The sequence below is a fragment of the Myxococcus sp. CA005 genome, assembly GCF_006518205.1.
GTDB lineage: Bacteria > Myxococcota > Myxococcia > Myxococcales > Myxococcaceae > Myxococcus > Myxococcus xanthus.
On the sequence record NZ_SRLV01000090.1, the window covers coordinates 22528 to 36341 of the forward strand.

At 68.5% G+C, this 13814-nt stretch carries 11 protein-coding genes; 3 read left to right on the forward strand and 8 right to left on the reverse strand.

The window, feature by feature from the left end; genetic code table 11:
* Positions 1–193: 193 nt before the first annotated feature.
* From FMQ63_RS30020 to FMQ63_RS30030, 3 genes are all read right to left on the reverse strand, one after another.
* On the reverse strand, positions 194–568 hold the full coding sequence (locus FMQ63_RS30020) for a hypothetical protein (RefSeq protein WP_216608426.1): 375 nt from the start codon (positions 566–568) through the stop codon (positions 194–196).
* A 215-nt stretch (positions 569–783) separates the two neighbouring features.
* Positions 784–1890: an SPFH domain-containing protein gene (locus FMQ63_RS30025; protein WP_011553994.1), complete on the reverse strand. Its 1107-nt coding sequence runs from the start codon at positions 1888–1890 to the stop codon at positions 784–786.
* A 5-nt stretch (positions 1891–1895) separates the two neighbouring features.
* Entirely contained in the window at positions 1896–2378 is a 483-nt protein-coding gene (locus FMQ63_RS30030; RefSeq protein ID WP_011553993.1) for an NfeD family protein, read from the reverse strand.
* Between the two features lie 373 nt (positions 2379–2751).
* On the opposite strand from FMQ63_RS30030, the gene FMQ63_RS30035 reads away from it, so the two are divergent.
* Together FMQ63_RS30035 and FMQ63_RS30040 are read left to right on the forward strand one after the other, a co-directional pair.
* Positions 2752–5793, forward strand: a complete 3042-nt coding sequence (locus FMQ63_RS30035; RefSeq protein ID WP_011553992.1) for an error-prone DNA polymerase — start codon at positions 2752–2754, stop codon at positions 5791–5793.
* Entirely contained in the window at positions 5793–6557 is a 765-nt protein-coding gene (locus FMQ63_RS30040) for a DUF4336 domain-containing protein (RefSeq protein WP_020478116.1), read from the forward strand. The genes FMQ63_RS30035 and FMQ63_RS30040 overlap by 1 nt, the downstream gene beginning before the upstream one ends.
* Before the next feature lie 29 nt (positions 6558–6586).
* Here FMQ63_RS30040 and FMQ63_RS30045 read toward each other — a convergent pair whose 3' ends face one another.
* From FMQ63_RS30045 to FMQ63_RS30060, 4 genes are all read right to left on the reverse strand, one after another.
* A complete protein-coding gene (locus FMQ63_RS30045; RefSeq protein WP_011553990.1) occupies positions 6587–7636 on the reverse strand; it encodes a GNAT family N-acetyltransferase in 1050 nt (349 codons plus the stop codon).
* Positions 7629–8387 carry a hypothetical protein gene (locus FMQ63_RS30050; RefSeq protein WP_011553989.1) on the reverse strand — a complete coding sequence of 253 codons (759 nt, stop codon included), beginning with the start codon at positions 8385–8387 and terminating at the stop codon, positions 7629–7631. Before FMQ63_RS30050 ends, FMQ63_RS30045 begins: the two co-directional genes overlap by 8 nt.
* Positions 8388–8692: 305 nt before the next feature.
* The gene (locus tag FMQ63_RS30055; RefSeq protein ID WP_011553988.1) at positions 8693–10354 is read right to left on the reverse strand and encodes an acyl-CoA dehydrogenase family protein; all 1662 of its coding nucleotides are present in this window, start codon (positions 10352–10354) and stop codon (positions 8693–8695) included.
* A gap of 90 nt (positions 10355–10444) precedes the next feature.
* On the reverse strand, positions 10445–11221 hold the full coding sequence (locus FMQ63_RS30060; RefSeq protein WP_225909293.1) for a DUF6209 family protein: 777 nt from the start codon (positions 11219–11221) through the stop codon (positions 10445–10447).
* Between the two features lie 193 nt (positions 11222–11414).
* On the opposite strand from FMQ63_RS30060, the gene FMQ63_RS30065 reads away from it, so the two are divergent.
* Positions 11415–13178 carry a hypothetical protein gene (locus FMQ63_RS30065; RefSeq protein ID WP_020478114.1) on the forward strand — a complete coding sequence of 588 codons (1764 nt, stop codon included), beginning with the start codon at positions 11415–11417 and terminating at the stop codon, positions 13176–13178.
* A gap of 7 nt (positions 13179–13185) precedes the next feature.
* On the opposite strand, the gene FMQ63_RS30070 is transcribed toward FMQ63_RS30065, so the two are convergent.
* A partial coding sequence (locus FMQ63_RS30070) for a WbqC family protein (protein ID WP_141276818.1) occupies positions 13186–13814 on the reverse strand: 629 nt, incomplete at its 5' end.

The following is a 13814-nucleotide window of genomic DNA, read 5'->3' on the forward strand; positions in this document are numbered from 1 at the left end:
CAGCGCGGGAACATCAACGGACCTGGGAATTCAGCGAAGCGTCCTCAAGGGTGCGTCTGACCTCTCGTTGGGAGGGGGCGTCAATCCCTCCTGGGGATGGCTGCAATCTATGTCCAGACGCGTGCCGGAATGCAACCCCCGCCTTCATGGAGGCAGGGGGCACTCCTCTGGCAGTGCGTCCGACAGTCACACATCAACCTGCCGCGGGCGCCGCGAAGCTCCCCATCCGGCGGGAGATCCGCCACGCGCCGATGGACGCCAGCAGGGCGCCCAGCATGGCAAGCAGCAAGGCGAGCGCCACGTTGTGCAGCGCCTCGAAGGTGCCGATGAAGAGCACGCGCGGGCCCTGGTCCCACAGCGGGCCGCTATAGGCCTGCAGGAGTGAGAGGATGCCCGTGGCGAAGCCGAGCGTGCCGGCAATCAAGGTGCAGAGTCCAAGCGACAGCATCAGCGGCACGTAACGCGGCGCGGGCCGGCGCGCGTACTGGATGCAGGTGGCGATGAGCGCGATTCCCGCGAGCAACGTGGGGTACATCCCCCAGCCTCCTGCGATGAAGATGTTCTGCATGCTCCCCTCCGGTGAGTGTGTTCGGAGGCTCTGACAGCCGGACACAGGGAAGGTTCCCGCGAAGTGACGGCGCGTGCGGTGGTGTACAGGAGGGCACGCCGTTTGCTCGGCCCCTGGTGGCGCAATGGACCGTCGTCCTGGATGCGCGAACGCGAGCCCTGCTCAGTGTCCCGCGGGAGGCGTCTTCCTCCCGCGGGGGCTGCCTACGCCTGGGCTCAGTCGTCCTGCGTGTCCAGGGCGGGCCGCGGACGCCGAGGGGCCACGGCGGGCGTGCCGCCGGGGAGGGTGGCGTGCTCGGGGACCACCGTGTTCCGGGCAATGGCCTGGCCGCTCAGGCTCGCGGCGGAGCGGGCCGGCGCCGGGGCGGGCTTTGCGGCATCCCCAGTCTGGGCGAAGACCTCCTTGAGGGTGGCGACGGCGCCCAACGTGGCGGTGGCCTCGTAGGGGACGAAAATCTTGTTGTCGCCCTTGCCCAGCTCCTGGAGGGTCTCCATGTAGCGCAGCGCGAGCACCTCGGGAGTGGCGCGGCCGTTGTGGATGGCCTCGAAGACGAGCCGGGTGGCCTCGGCCTTGCCTTCCGCCTGCAGCATGGTGGCGCGCTTGTGGCCTTCGGCGCGGGCAATCTCCGCGTCGCGTTCGGCCTCGGCGCGGAGGATGCGGGAGATCTTCTCGCCCTCGGCCTGGAGGATGGCGGCGGCCTTGTCGCCCTCGGCCTTGGTGACCTCGGCGCGGCGCTCACGCTCGGCGGTCATCTGCTTGGCCATGGCGGCCTTGATGGCCTGGGGCGGCTCGATTTCGCGCAGCTCCACGCGCGTCACCTTGACGCCCCACTTCTCGGTGGCCTCGTCCAGCACGATGCGCAGCTTGGTGTTGACCGTCTCGCGGCTGGTGAGCGTCTGGTCCAGCGTCAGCCCGCCCATGATGTTGCGCAGGTTCGTCATCGTGAGCTGCTCGATGGCGAGCGCGAGGTTCTCCACCTGGTAGAGCGCCTTCGCGGGCTCGACGATCTGGTAGTAGATGACCGAGCCGACCTCCATGTTGACGTTGTCGTGGGTGATGACCTGGACGGTGTCGAAGCCCATGACCTGTTCGCGCAGGTCCACGAGGTTGCTGCGCATGAAGCGGTTGCCCGTGCGCATCTCGATGGCGCGGGGGGCATCCACGAAGGGGATGAGGTAATTGAGGCCGCTGCTGGCGGTCTTGTAGAACTTGCCCAGCCGCTCCACGACCATGACCTTGGCCTGCGGAACGATGCGGATGCCGGTGGCGGCGATGCCCACCAGGATGACCGCGAAGATGCCGAAAATCGTCACGATTTCCATCCCGCCTACTCCTTCCTCGGGTCCCCCGAGGGAACCGGCAACGACGCCGTCGGTCGGCGCACCCAGAGTTTGAGACCTTCCACCTGCTCCACCGTGACGAGTTCGCCCTCGGGCACCGGGCCCGACAGGGAGCGCGCCGTCCACAGCTCGCCATTGATGCGCACCGTGCCCCCGAGCGGATCGCCCAGGGACTCCACCACCACCGCCTCCTGGCCAAGCATGGCCTCGATACCTGTCTTCAAATGCGCTGCGTCGCGCATGAAAACGCTTTTGAAGAGGGTGCGGGAGGCCGCGAACAGGGCGACGGAGACGGCGGTGAACAGGTAGAGCTGGCCGTTGAGGCTCAGGCCCAACGCCGCCCCGATCGAGGAGGCCAGCGCCCCCACGGCGAGCCAGAGGACCATGAAGCTGGTGAGCTGGAGCTCCAGCGCTCCCAGGAGGAGCGCCGCGATCAGCCAGAGCTGCCACGCGGTGGGAGTGAGGTCCATGAAGACATGTTTGGCAGTCGGATCGGCATCCTGTCAAACGGCGGCGGCGCGAGCTTCAAACATCACAGCTCAGGCTTTTGGGTGGAGCGCAGGTCGCTTAACTCCCTGAGGTTTGCCCGGCCTCGCGGGTGTGCAGGACTTGCTGCGCGGATGCGACATTCACGAAGCTCGTCACAAGACGGAGGCGGCGCCTGATGAGTTTGCCAGGCCTGGTGGGGTGCCCTGAAGGAGGGGGCCGCGCGCTCTGTCCGGCAAGCAGCAGTCGCCACCCCGCATGGATCGCCCTCATCCGCGTCAACCCATGAAGTTGCTTGCCCGCACCGCGAAGATCCAATCTAGCGCCTGAACGCCTGTTCGGTATCTAGATCCGGGCGTGGACTACGCCGAGCTGGTCTGCCGCTCCAACTTCTCGTTCCTTCGCGGGGCCTCGCATCCGGAAGAGCTGGTGGCCACGGCCGCGAGGCTCGGGCTGGGTGCGCTCGCGCTGACGGACGCGGATGGCCTGTACGGCGTGGTGAAGGCGCACCTGGCCGCGAAGGAGCACGGGGTGCGGCTCATCCTGGGCGCCGAGCTGACGCTGGAGGACGGCCCACCGGTGGTGGTGTACGCGGCGGATGGGACGGGGTACTCGAACCTGTGCGCCCTGGTGTCCCAGAGCCGGATGACCCACCCCAAGGGCGAGGCCGGGCTGCCGTGGCGCGCGGTGGCGGACCGGTCCGCGGGGCTGCTCGCGCTCCTTCCCGCGCCCGCGCCCTTCGAGCAGGTCGTCTCGCTGGCGGAGGCCTTCCCGGAGCGCTTCCACGTCGGCATCTGCCGGACCCTGTCCGCGGGAGACGCGGAGCGCGAGGCCCGGGCGGAGCGGCTGGCGCTGGAGCTCGGCGTGCCGTTGGTCGCGCACAACGACGTGCACACGCACCACCGCCGGCGGCAGGCCCTGCAGGACGTGCTGGTGTCCATTCGCCACGGGACGTCGGTGGACCGGGCGGGGACGCGGCTGTTGCCCAACGCGGAGCGGACGCTGAAGTCCCCACGGGACATGGCGCGCCTGTTCGCGGACCGGCCGGAGGCCCTGGCGCGCGCGGCGGAGCTGGCCTCGCGCTGCCACGCCTCATTGGATGACTTGCACTACCGCTTCCCGGAAGAGGGCTTGCCCGAAGGGCGCACCGCGGACGCGCACCTGCGCGTGCTGACATACGAAGGACTGCGGTTCCGCTATCCGGAAGGGGTGCCTCCGGCGGTGGTGAAGCAGATTGAGCACGAGCTGAAGCTCATCGCCGCGTTGGACTTCGCCGGCTACTTCCTGGCGCTGTGGGACATCGTCCGCTTCGCCAGGGCCCGGGGGATTCTCTGCCAGGGGCGGGGGAGCGCGGCGAACTCGGCGGTCTGCTACGCGCTGCAGATCACCGCCATCGACCCGGTGCGGATGGGCCTGTTGTTCGAGCGCTTCCTGAGCATGGAGCGCAAGGAACCGCCAGACATCGACGTGGACTTCGAGCACGAGCGCCGCGAGGAGGTCCTCCAGTACGTCTACGAGAAGCACGGGCGTCGGCACGCGGGCATGGTGTGCGAGGTCATCTGCTACCGGGGCCGGCTGGCGCTGCGTGAGACGGGCAAGGCGCTGGGCCTGTCGTTGGACCAGGTGGACCGGCTGTCGAAGGTGTCCGCGTCGAACGGCTTCGACGTGACGCCGGACGTGCTGCGCGAGGCGGGCCTGTCCGCGGAGGACGGCCGGGTCCAGAAGACGCTGGCGCTGGCCATGGAGCTGGAGGGCTTTCCCCGGCACCTGTCCATCCACGTGGGCGGCTTCGTGATGACACGCGAGCCGCTGACGGAGCTGGTGCCGGTGGAGAACGCGGCGATGCCGGGCCGCACCGTCATCCAGTGGGAGAAGGACGACATCAACGCGGTGGGGCTGCTGAAGGTGGATCTGCTGGCGCTGGGCATGCTGACGGCGCTGTCGAAGTGCTTCGCGCTGATTCGCGAGCACCACGGGCGGGAGCTGTCCCTGGCGACGGTGCCGGCCGAGGACCCGAAGGTCTACGACATGCTGTGCGAGGCGGACACGGTGGGCGTGTTCCAGATTGAGAGCCGGGCACAGATGAACATGCTGCCCAGGCTTCGGCCGAGGACGTTCTACGACCTGGTGGTGGAGATCGCGCTCATCCGCCCGGGGCCCATCGTCGGCAACATGGTGCATCCCTTCCTGCGCCGGCGGAACGGCCAGGAGCAGGTGGAGTACCCGAGCGAGGCGGTGAAGGAGATTCTCGGCAAGACGCTGGGGGTGCCGCTCTTCCAGGAACAGGCGATGAAGCTGGCCATGGTGGCGGCGGGCTTCACCGCGGGCGAGGCGGACGGACTGCGGCGGGTGCTGAGCCACAAGCGCGCCGAATCCATGCTGCTGCAATACCGGGGGCGCTTCGTGGAGGGCTGCGTGTCGCGGGGGTACACACGCAAACAAGCCGAGGAGTGGTTCGACAACTTCCGGGGCTTCGCGCACTACGGCTTCCCGGAGAGTCATTCAGCGAGCTTCGCGTTGATTGCGTATGCGTCCAGCTGGCTGAAGTGCCACTACCCGGCGGCCTTCACGGCGGCGCTGTTGAACTCGCAGCCCATGGGCTTCTATGCGCCGCACACGTTGGTGGCGGACGCGCAGCGGCATGGCGTGGTGGTGCGGCCGGTGGACGTGCGGCACTCGAGCTGGGACTGCACGCTGGAGGAGGGCGGGGCTGCATTGCGGCTGGGGCTTCGGATGGTGAAGGGCCTGGGCGAGTCCGCGGGGCGGCGCGTGGCGACGGCGAAGCGCGAGGGCTTCCGTGACGTGGGCGACCTGGCGCGGTGGTCGCGGGCGCCCAGGCACGAGCTGACGCGGTTGGCCTTGGCGGGCGCCCTGTCGTCGCTGTGTGGCTCCCGGCGTCAGGCGTTGTGGGAACTCCAGGCGCTGGGGCCGCTGGACTCGGATGACCTGTTCTTCGGCATGGCCATGGACGGAACGGCGGTGGAGCTGCCGTCCATGGATGTGCTGGAGCGGGTCTGCGCGGACTACGACACGGTGGGACTCTCGCTGGAGAAGCACCCACTGGAGCTGCTGCGCCCGGTGCTGAAGCAGCAAGGCGCGGTGACGGCGGAGGGACTGAAGAAGGTGGCCCACGGGCGGAGGGTGGCGGTGGGAGGCATGCTCATCTGCCGCCAGCGTCCACCCACGGCCAAGGGGCTCTGCTTCATCTCCCTGGAGGACGAAACGGGCATCGCGAACCTGGTGGTGCCTCCGGACGTGTACGAGCGGTGCCGCAAGGACATCCATGGCGCGCTCTTCCTGGTGGGAGAAGGCGTCCTGGAGCGCTCCGGCAAGGTGACGAACGTGAAGTCCAGTCGAGTGGCGTCATTGCATGGTCAGCGGGGTACGCTGCCTGGGTGATGACCGCCGACCTCGAATGGAACGATGGGGTGCGTCCCTATGTGCCGCTTTCCACCCTCAAGCCGGTCGCGGACGGCGTCTGGTGGGTGGACGGGCCGGTGGCGAGGATGCGCGTGGGCCCCGTCTCCCTGCCGTTCCCGACGCGCATGGTCATCGTTCGCCTGGGTACGGGAGGCTTGTGGCTCTGGTCGCCCACGGCACCCACGCCCGAGTTGTTCGAACAGGTCGACGCACTCGGCACGGTGGAACATCTCGTCTCTCCGAACCGGTTCCACTACGCGGGCATCCCGGCCTGGAAGGCACGCTATCCGCGCGCGACGGCCTGGGCGTCTCCGGGCGTTCGCGAGCGGGCGCGCTCCCAGCAGATGGACGTCCCATTCGATGCCGACCTCGACGACGCCGCGCCCTCGGCCTGGTCCACGGAGTTGGGCCAGCTCATCTTTCGGGGCAGTCGCTTCGTGGAAGAGGTGGTGTTCTTCCACGGTGAGTCCTCGACCTTGATTCTCGCGGATCTGGTCATGGCGTTGGAGCCCGAGCGTCTCCGGCCTCGCCTGAGATGGCTGCTGACGCTCGGCGGGACGATGTGGCCGGGGCAGACGCCACGCGAGGTGCGGGTGACGACCTGGGGCCGGACCGCGCAGGCGCGCGCCTGCTACCAGCAGATGATGGCATGGCAGCCTCGTCGGGTGCTCCTCGCGCACGGCCGCTGCTACCTCGATGAGGGTGTGGCCCCGCTCGAGCGCGCCTTCTCCTGGCTGCGCTGAACCACAGGGCTTCAGCTTCGCGCGCTGCGTCAGCGCAGGTGCATGAACACCCGGGGCGAGGCGGGCAGCTCCACGTCGGGGGTGGTGAGCAGGCACGTCACCCGGGAGCCTCCGGGGAATGGCAACCACCCGGAGCGCAGCATCAGGTGCGTGGGCGTACACGGGCTGCGCAGCATCGCGGCGCAGTCGGCCCCCTGGGCCACCATGTCCTGCATGGCCACCCACAGCAGCCGCCGTTGCTCCGAGAAGGGCAGCCCGTCCTGGAAGGCGAGCAGGTCCACCAGTCCCGTCGTCAGGAGGCCTCGGGCCGTCATCTGGAGGGTGTAGTAGTTGACCATGCCTTGGATGACGCCATCTCGCTCCAGGACGAAGGTGTGCGGGATGTCACGGAACTGGAGCTGGTGGGCCAGGCGCTCCGAGGTGTAGGCGTAGCCCAGGTTCACCGGCCGCATCATCTTCTGGACCAGGGCCATGCACTGCGGCAGGTCCCGGGGTTGGTAGGCCCGAATGTTGTCGGTGCGCGCCGCCAGGAAGTCCCGGCGGTGGAGCGGACGCGTGAAGGTGAGGAACGCGCGCTCGGCGGCGCTCAGCGACCAACGGACCGCCTTCTCCGTGTTGAAGATGTGCAGCCACATGCCCAGGTTGTTGAGGTAGCGCGTGTGGCTCCGCCGGCTCCAGAAGCCCTGGCCCAGGGTGCCGTCGGCCACGCAGCTCAAGGTGAGCGCGGCGCCACGCTCGCGGTGGCGTGCCTGCATGGTGTCCGACAGCTTGATGCCAATTCCCTGGCCCCGGCTCTCCGGCGCCACGCTGACCCAGCTCCCGTAGGTGCCATCCACCTGCCGCTGGCCAAGCTGGATTTTCGCAGGCTCCGCCAGGAATGCCCCCACCAGCTTGCCCTTTGAATACGCTCCCAGCAGATAGTCCCGGTCCGCCAGGGGATTGCTGAAGAGCAGCCAGTCGAAGAAACGCTCGTCCCAGATTGTCAGTCCCATCTTCGCGCCGTAGGTGCGCTGCCAGACGCTGTTGATGAACTGGGACGCTTCCTTGGCGCCGCCTTCGAAGGCGCGGACCTCAACCATGGTGGGCCTCGGGCGCGGAGATGGGCACCGGCGCCGAGGCAGGAATGGAGACGCCGTTCCTGTTCTCCAGGATGGCGGCGGCCGGGTGCTGGCCAAAGAGATGCGTGTACAGCGCGCGCGTGGTGGGGATGAGGGCATTCCAGTCGGGGAGGTGGATCTTCTCCGGACCGACGAGCACCTTCGCGTAGATGGCCTCGTAGACGCGCTTCACCGTGTTGGGCGCGATGGCGTCCACATCGAACGCGGGCACCAGTCCCACCAGCTTGAAGCCGCGGTGCTCGGCGTTGCGCTGCGCCCTGGCCATCTTCAGGGTGGAGTAATAGAGGACGACCTCGGCGCCGATGTTGCGGCCCACCTGCTCCAGCAGGGAGATGCCGAACTGGCCCAGGCCCAGGCCTCGCTGAGAGGGTTCAACGGCCCCCATCGCGGCAGACAACTGCAGGCCGCGAGCGTTCTTCTCCAGCGTCAGCAGCCCGATGACTTCCTGGGTGTCCCGATCCCTTCCCAGAATCGCATACACCGGGCGATCCGGAGACTCGCCCTGGATACAGACACACTGATCATAGAAAGCGGGCTCCAGGTGCCGGCTCTCCGTGCCGACCCGGATATCCGGGTACCATTTCCCCAGAAGCGCCGTGACCTGAACGACGGAGTCCCGCGAGAGCTGCTCGAGGCAGCAGTTCTCTGGTGGTCTGAGCCCCACCATCATCTCGTCCAAGCTTCGCCATTGCATCGTGTGCATGTCGAGCATGATTCGAGATGGTGGATGCGTTTCGCAGCTGATTTTTCTATCTCTTCGCGAGTATGTCTTTGGCCGATCAGGTCTCCCGTTGAAGCGTGATGTGTTACACAGGCGCCGGGTTTGGGAGTGGGCAGGTGATGTGCGGGCTCGGATTGAGGGGAGGGACGCCGTCTGCGAACCGACGTCCGTATGCCTTCAAGGGTGCCCGCCCCGGAGGGAGGGGCAGGGCGGCCCCTGGGATAGGAATTGCGTGTAAATGATTGAGGGTGTCTTGGTGCGTCGTGTTGTTTCGGGCCGCTGCCAGACGTGGCACCTCAGGCCAGGAGCCGGACATCCTCCAGGCTCGCGGCCGGTTGGATGAGGTCCACGCCGTGCGAGGCGAAGCGCCGTGCCGCCGCCTTGCTCCGGGGGCCGTGGCCATGGTCCAGGCACCACTGCGCATGGGCGCAGAGCAAGGCCAGCTCCAGCGTCCGTCCCAGCGTCAGCGAGAAGCGCCGGGCGCCAGCCTCCAGGGTGGCGGGGTCCTCCATGGCACCGGCCACCCAGGCCCGCGCGTGCTCCAGCGCGCCCTGGGCCGCGTCGACACAGGGCCGCAGGCCCGCGTCCCGGGTCTGGCCCAGACGGCCCTCCACCTCGTGGAAGAACGCCTCCAACGCGCCTTCCTTCGCCAGGGCGCGCAGGGTGTCCAGGGAGAGGACGTTCGTGGTGCCTTCCCAGATGGACAGCACCTGGGCGTCGGCCTGGATCCGCGGAATGCCCGTGTCTTCCACGTAGCCCGCGCCGCCGAAGGCCTCCGTGACTTCGGAGGTGACGTGCACCACCTGCCGGCCGGTGGTCAGCTTCGCCAGGGGCGTCACCAGCCGCTGCAGGAGCAGCTCCTGCTCGGTGGCCGCCTTCGCCTCCATGCGGCCCAGCAGCTCCACGGCGCGGAAGGCCAGCAGGAACCCCGCTTGAAACTCCGCCTCCAGCCCCGCCAGGGTGTCCATGTGCAGCGGCTTGTCCGCCAGCTTCGCGCCGAACTGCACCCGCCGCTGGGCGTAGTCCCGGGCCAGGGCCAGCGCCCGGCGCATGGCCCATGCGGAGCCCACCGCGTTCCAGGTGCGTGTCACATTCAGCATCCACGCCATGTTCCGGATGCCATCCGTCAGCCCCGCCACGGGAATGGCCAGCGCGCCATCCAAGGTCAGCTCCGCCGTGGGCACCTTGCGCGTTCCGAGTTTGTCTTTGAGCCGGTTGATCTGGATGCCATTGAGTCTTCCGGCCGCGTCCCGTGTCTCCACGTAGAACAGGGCCAGGCCCTTGCCGCCGGGGCCGTTGCCTTCCGGACGCGCCAGCGTGAGCGCCATCTGCGCCGTCGTCGCGGAGGTGAACCACTTCGTTCCAGACAGCCGCCAGCCCTCCGGGGTCTGCCGGGCCACCGTCTGCGTGAGGCCCACGTCCGAGCCGCCGGTGCGCTCCGTCATCCACTGACCGGACGTCCACGCCGTGGCCGGGTCCCGGGACGTCAGGTGGGGCAGGGCGCGGTCGATGAGCGCCGTATTGCCCAGCGTGAGCAACGAGCGCGCCGCGCCGTCCGTCATCGCCAGCGGGCACGAGTACACGTCCAGCGACGCCTGCACGAGGTAGTTGAGGATGAACTGGTGGACGCGGCTGAGCTCGGCGTTCTTCTGCTCGTAGGCCGTGGCCACCAGTCCGCGCCGCGCGGCCAGGGACTCGGCTTCCTTCCACAGCGGCGACACCTCGATGTGGTCGACGCGCTGGCCCCACGCATCCCACTGGGTCAGCTCCGGCTCGTTCAGCCGGTCGCGGAGCTGGAAGCGGTAGAAGTAATCCCCGCCCAGCTCTCCCAACTCGCGGAACTCATCCGTCAGCGCGCGCCGCAGGTCCTCGGGGAGGGTGCGTGCCAGGTAGCTCTGGAGCAGCGCATCGTCGTCGTACTGATTGCCCAGCCTCGGCGGGTCCTGGAAGAAACTCATGCGCAAAGGGTAGCACCCATGTTCCGGTCCGGGCGCGTCTCACAGTGCGAGGGTATTCGGGCCGGAACGTGGGTGATGCCGCCTGGCGGTCTACGGCTGCAGGGTGAACGTGTAGTTGGCCCCGTAGTCGGAGTCCCAGCGGCGGCAGGTTCCGCGGTCCCAGTTCTCGAACCAGATCTGCACGGAGGTGGCCCCGACGGGCGGGATGATGGTGACGGGCGTGCCAGTGCGCGTATAGCCGCTGGTGGTGGTGACGCTCTTCTCGCCCATCACCCCGTTGTTGAAGCGCCAGCGCACACCCACGTCCCAGGTAGGCGCGCCGTTGTAGAGCAGCCGGCACTCGGGCAGGCGCGCGATGTCGTAGTCCACGATGAAGGGCTGGCCCTGGCGCGGCGTGCCCACCACGTGCTCCACCCAGCCCTGCTGGAACACGAGCGTCGCCATGGGCGTGGCGCTGGCCTCCAGGACGTTGAACTGGAAGTTGCCGCCGTAGTTGGAGTCGTAGTGCTCGCAGCCCGGGCTGGACACGAGGAACCAAAGCTCCAACAGGCCCTGCTCCTGCAAGTCCAGCGTCGGTCCATTGCCGGTGACGGGCGCGCCCGCCACATCGAAGCTGGCCGGCGCGGAGCCGTTGATGCGGTAGTGGCCGGTGATGCTCCACGCGGGGCTGCCGTCGGGGTTGTTGACGCGGCACTGCGGCAGGCGCGCGGTGCTGTAGACGACCTGTACCTGGCCTCCTTCGGTCAGTACCTCCGACTGGTGGATGGTCCAGTTGCCGTGGAACGTGAGGGTGGGCGTCGTCTGCGCCGCCGCGGAGGTTCCGAGCAGCAGCAGGGGCAGGGCGAGGACGGACAGAAGTCGCTTCACGAAGAGCTCCAATGCGAATGATGGGGGTGGGCTTCGCGCGCCGCGCATGCGGGCGGAGGCGCGCGCACTATCGACGAGGAGGCTGGCGGGAACACTTGGGTTCAGTGCTTTTCTGTTTGTTCTGCAACTCCGTTTCGTCCAAACCGGACCGATGCGGTAGGCTCCGGCGCGAACACCCTGGAGCGAGCACCGCATGTCCCTGTTCAGGCGACCGCCATCCCCGGACTCCGGCTCGTCGAGCGACGAGTCCAGCCGCAGCGTCACCCCCGTGGAAACGGCCGTGGCGCCGCCCGCGGCGCCCACGCCGGTGCTGTCGGGGCCTCCGCGCCCGCGCGTCGGTGTCACGGGGATGACCGCCGCGCTCCCGCCGCGCCCCCCGGGCGCCGTCACTGGCTCACGTCCCGCGCTGCCCCCGGAGCCGGACGAGCCCGACTTTCCCACCGAGCGTCGCGGCTCGTCCTCGCCGCCGGACCGCCGTGCTCCGCCGCCGGCACCGGCCACGCTGCCGTCCGTCATCGTCGCCCCGCCTGACCGTCGTGGGCCCGGGCCGTCCCAGTACTCGGGCCCGGACCGACGAGGCGGCGCCGCCAGTCCGCAGTACAGCGGCCCGGAGCGCCGGACGCCCCGGCGGTCGGGAGAGGAGGGCGGCGCCGGCCCGGGCGACCGTTTCTGGCCCTCCCAGCCGCGCACCCTGGGCGAGACGGGCCTCAACACCACCTTCGTGGAAGAGCTGGTTCTCAAGGCGCTCTTCTTCGCCGGTGAGATGCGCGGCATGGACATCGCCGCGCGCCTTCAACTGCCCACCGCGCTGGTGGACGACGTCATCGAAGGACTGCGCCGCCAGAAGTACATCGACATCCGCGGCGGTGGCGGATCGGGCGTGGGCAAGTCGACGATGATCTACCAGCTCACCACGTTCGTGACGGACGTGCTGCGGCAGGTGCTCGACCGCAACCGCTACAACGGCCCCGCGCCCGTGCCCTTCCTGGAGTGGGCGGCCGCCGTGAAGAAGCAGACCGTGCGCGGCAACCGCATCACTCGCGCGCGCATGCAGGACAAGTTCGGCGACCTCATCATCAAGGACTACATCTTCGACGGCATCGGTCCGGCGATGAACTCCGGCCGCGCCATCTTCTTCTACGGGCCCCCGGGCAACGGCAAGACGGCCATCTGCCAGGGCATGGTGAACTGCTTCGACGGGGACATCTTCATCCCCCACGCCATCCTCATTGACGACTTCGTGGTGCGCATCTTCGACGCCAACCTCCACAAGGTGGTGGAGGACGAGCCCGGCACTTCGCCGTATGACCGGCGCTGGGTGCGCTGCCGGCGCCCGCTCGTCGTCGTGGGCGGTGAGCTGACGCTGGAGATGCTGGACCTCGTGTACTCGCCGGAGGTGAAGTACTACGAGGCGCCGTTCCAGATGAAGGCGAGCAACGGCATGCTCCTCATCGACGACTTCGGCCGGCAGAAGGTGTCCCCCAAGGACCTGCTCAACCGGTGGATCGTCCCGCTGGAGAGCGACATCGACATGCTCACCCTGCACACCGGCAAGAAGCTGCAGGTGCCCTTCGACGTGTTCGCCGCCTTCTCCACCAACCTGGACCCCAGCGACCTCGTGGATGACGCCTTCCTGCGCCGCGTCCGCTACAAGCTGGAGGTGCAGCGCCCGGACGAGGAGCAGTTCCACGACATCTTCCAGGTCATGTGCCGCAAGCGCGGCGTGCCCTACAACGCGGCGGCGGTGGACTACCTCATCGACGCGCACTACCGCCCCGTGGGCCGTCCGTTCGCCGCCTGTCAGCCGCGTGACTTGTTGGATCAGGTCATCGACATGGCCCACTACCAGGGCCAGGAGCCGCGCCTGACGACCGAACTCCTGGACTCCGCCGTGCGCGGCTACTTCGTGCGCTTCGACAAGGACAAGCCGGCGGGGACGTCGGCCTCCGCGCGCTGAGGCACCGTCATTCGCCCGGGGGCCGGGGCGCGAACGGTCCCCAGGGCGAAGGCTCCAGCCATTGGCGCACCTCGTCCAACTGCACGTTGGCCAGCACGTCCACCAACGACATGCCGTGGACGAAGCGGCCCGGGCGGCCCTGTGCGTATTCGGGGTGGCGGAAGCGCTGCCACAGCACGCGCACGTCCACGTCTCGGAACAGGCCCACCTGGAGGTACAGGGACGAGCCCAACCCCGAGTAGTACGTGTGCGCGCCCAACTGCCGGCAGTACGCCACCAACCGGGCCGACTTGTCCTCGCCCTGCTTGTCCAAGGTGGAGGCCAGGACCAGGTTCGGCGTCAGGCCCAGCGGCTCGTTGAAGAGCGCCATGCTCGCCAGCAGCACCCGCAGCAGCGACCCGGGGCCCGACTCGCGCGCCGCCGCGTCATAGAAGGGCTCCAGCCGGGGCAGTACCTGCGAAGCGAAGTAGGGCCGCTTTGCGTACAGCGACACCAGCATACGCAGGTGCTCGCGGGCCCAGGGCTGACGGGCATCCACCGCCAGGTCCTTGATGAGGGTGTCCCGGTGCGGGTTCTCCAGGGGGATGGACATCCACTGGAACCCGGGCTCCGTGGGCGGGGGCTGGGGGACGTTGT

Bases quoted from the DNA above. Each gene is read 5' to 3' on its own strand.
- FMQ63_RS30020 (WP_216608426.1), bottom strand. From the start codon at position 568: ATGCAGAACATCTTCATCGCAGGAGGCTGGGGGATGTACCCCACGTTG.
- FMQ63_RS30025 (WP_011553994.1), bottom strand. From the start codon at position 1,890: ATGGAAATCGTGACGATTTTCGGCATCTTCGCGGTCATCCTGGTGGGC.
- FMQ63_RS30030 (WP_011553993.1), bottom strand. From the start codon at position 2,378: ATGGACCTCACTCCCACCGCGTGGCAGCTCTGGCTGATCGCGGCGCTC.
- FMQ63_RS30040 (WP_020478116.1), top strand. From the start codon at position 5,793: ATGACCGCCGACCTCGAATGGAACGATGGGGTGCGTCCCTATGTGCCG.
- FMQ63_RS30045 (WP_011553990.1), bottom strand. From the start codon at position 7,636: ATGGTTGAGGTCCGCGCCTTCGAAGGCGGCGCCAAGGAAGCGTCCCAG.
- FMQ63_RS30050 (WP_011553989.1), bottom strand. From the start codon at position 8,387: ATGCTCGACATGCACACGATGCAATGGCGAAGCTTGGACGAGATGATG.
- FMQ63_RS30055 (WP_011553988.1), bottom strand. From the start codon at position 10,354: ATGAGTTTCTTCCAGGACCCGCCGAGGCTGGGCAATCAGTACGACGAC.
- FMQ63_RS30065 (WP_020478114.1), top strand. From the start codon at position 11,415: ATGTCCCTGTTCAGGCGACCGCCATCCCCGGACTCCGGCTCGTCGAGC.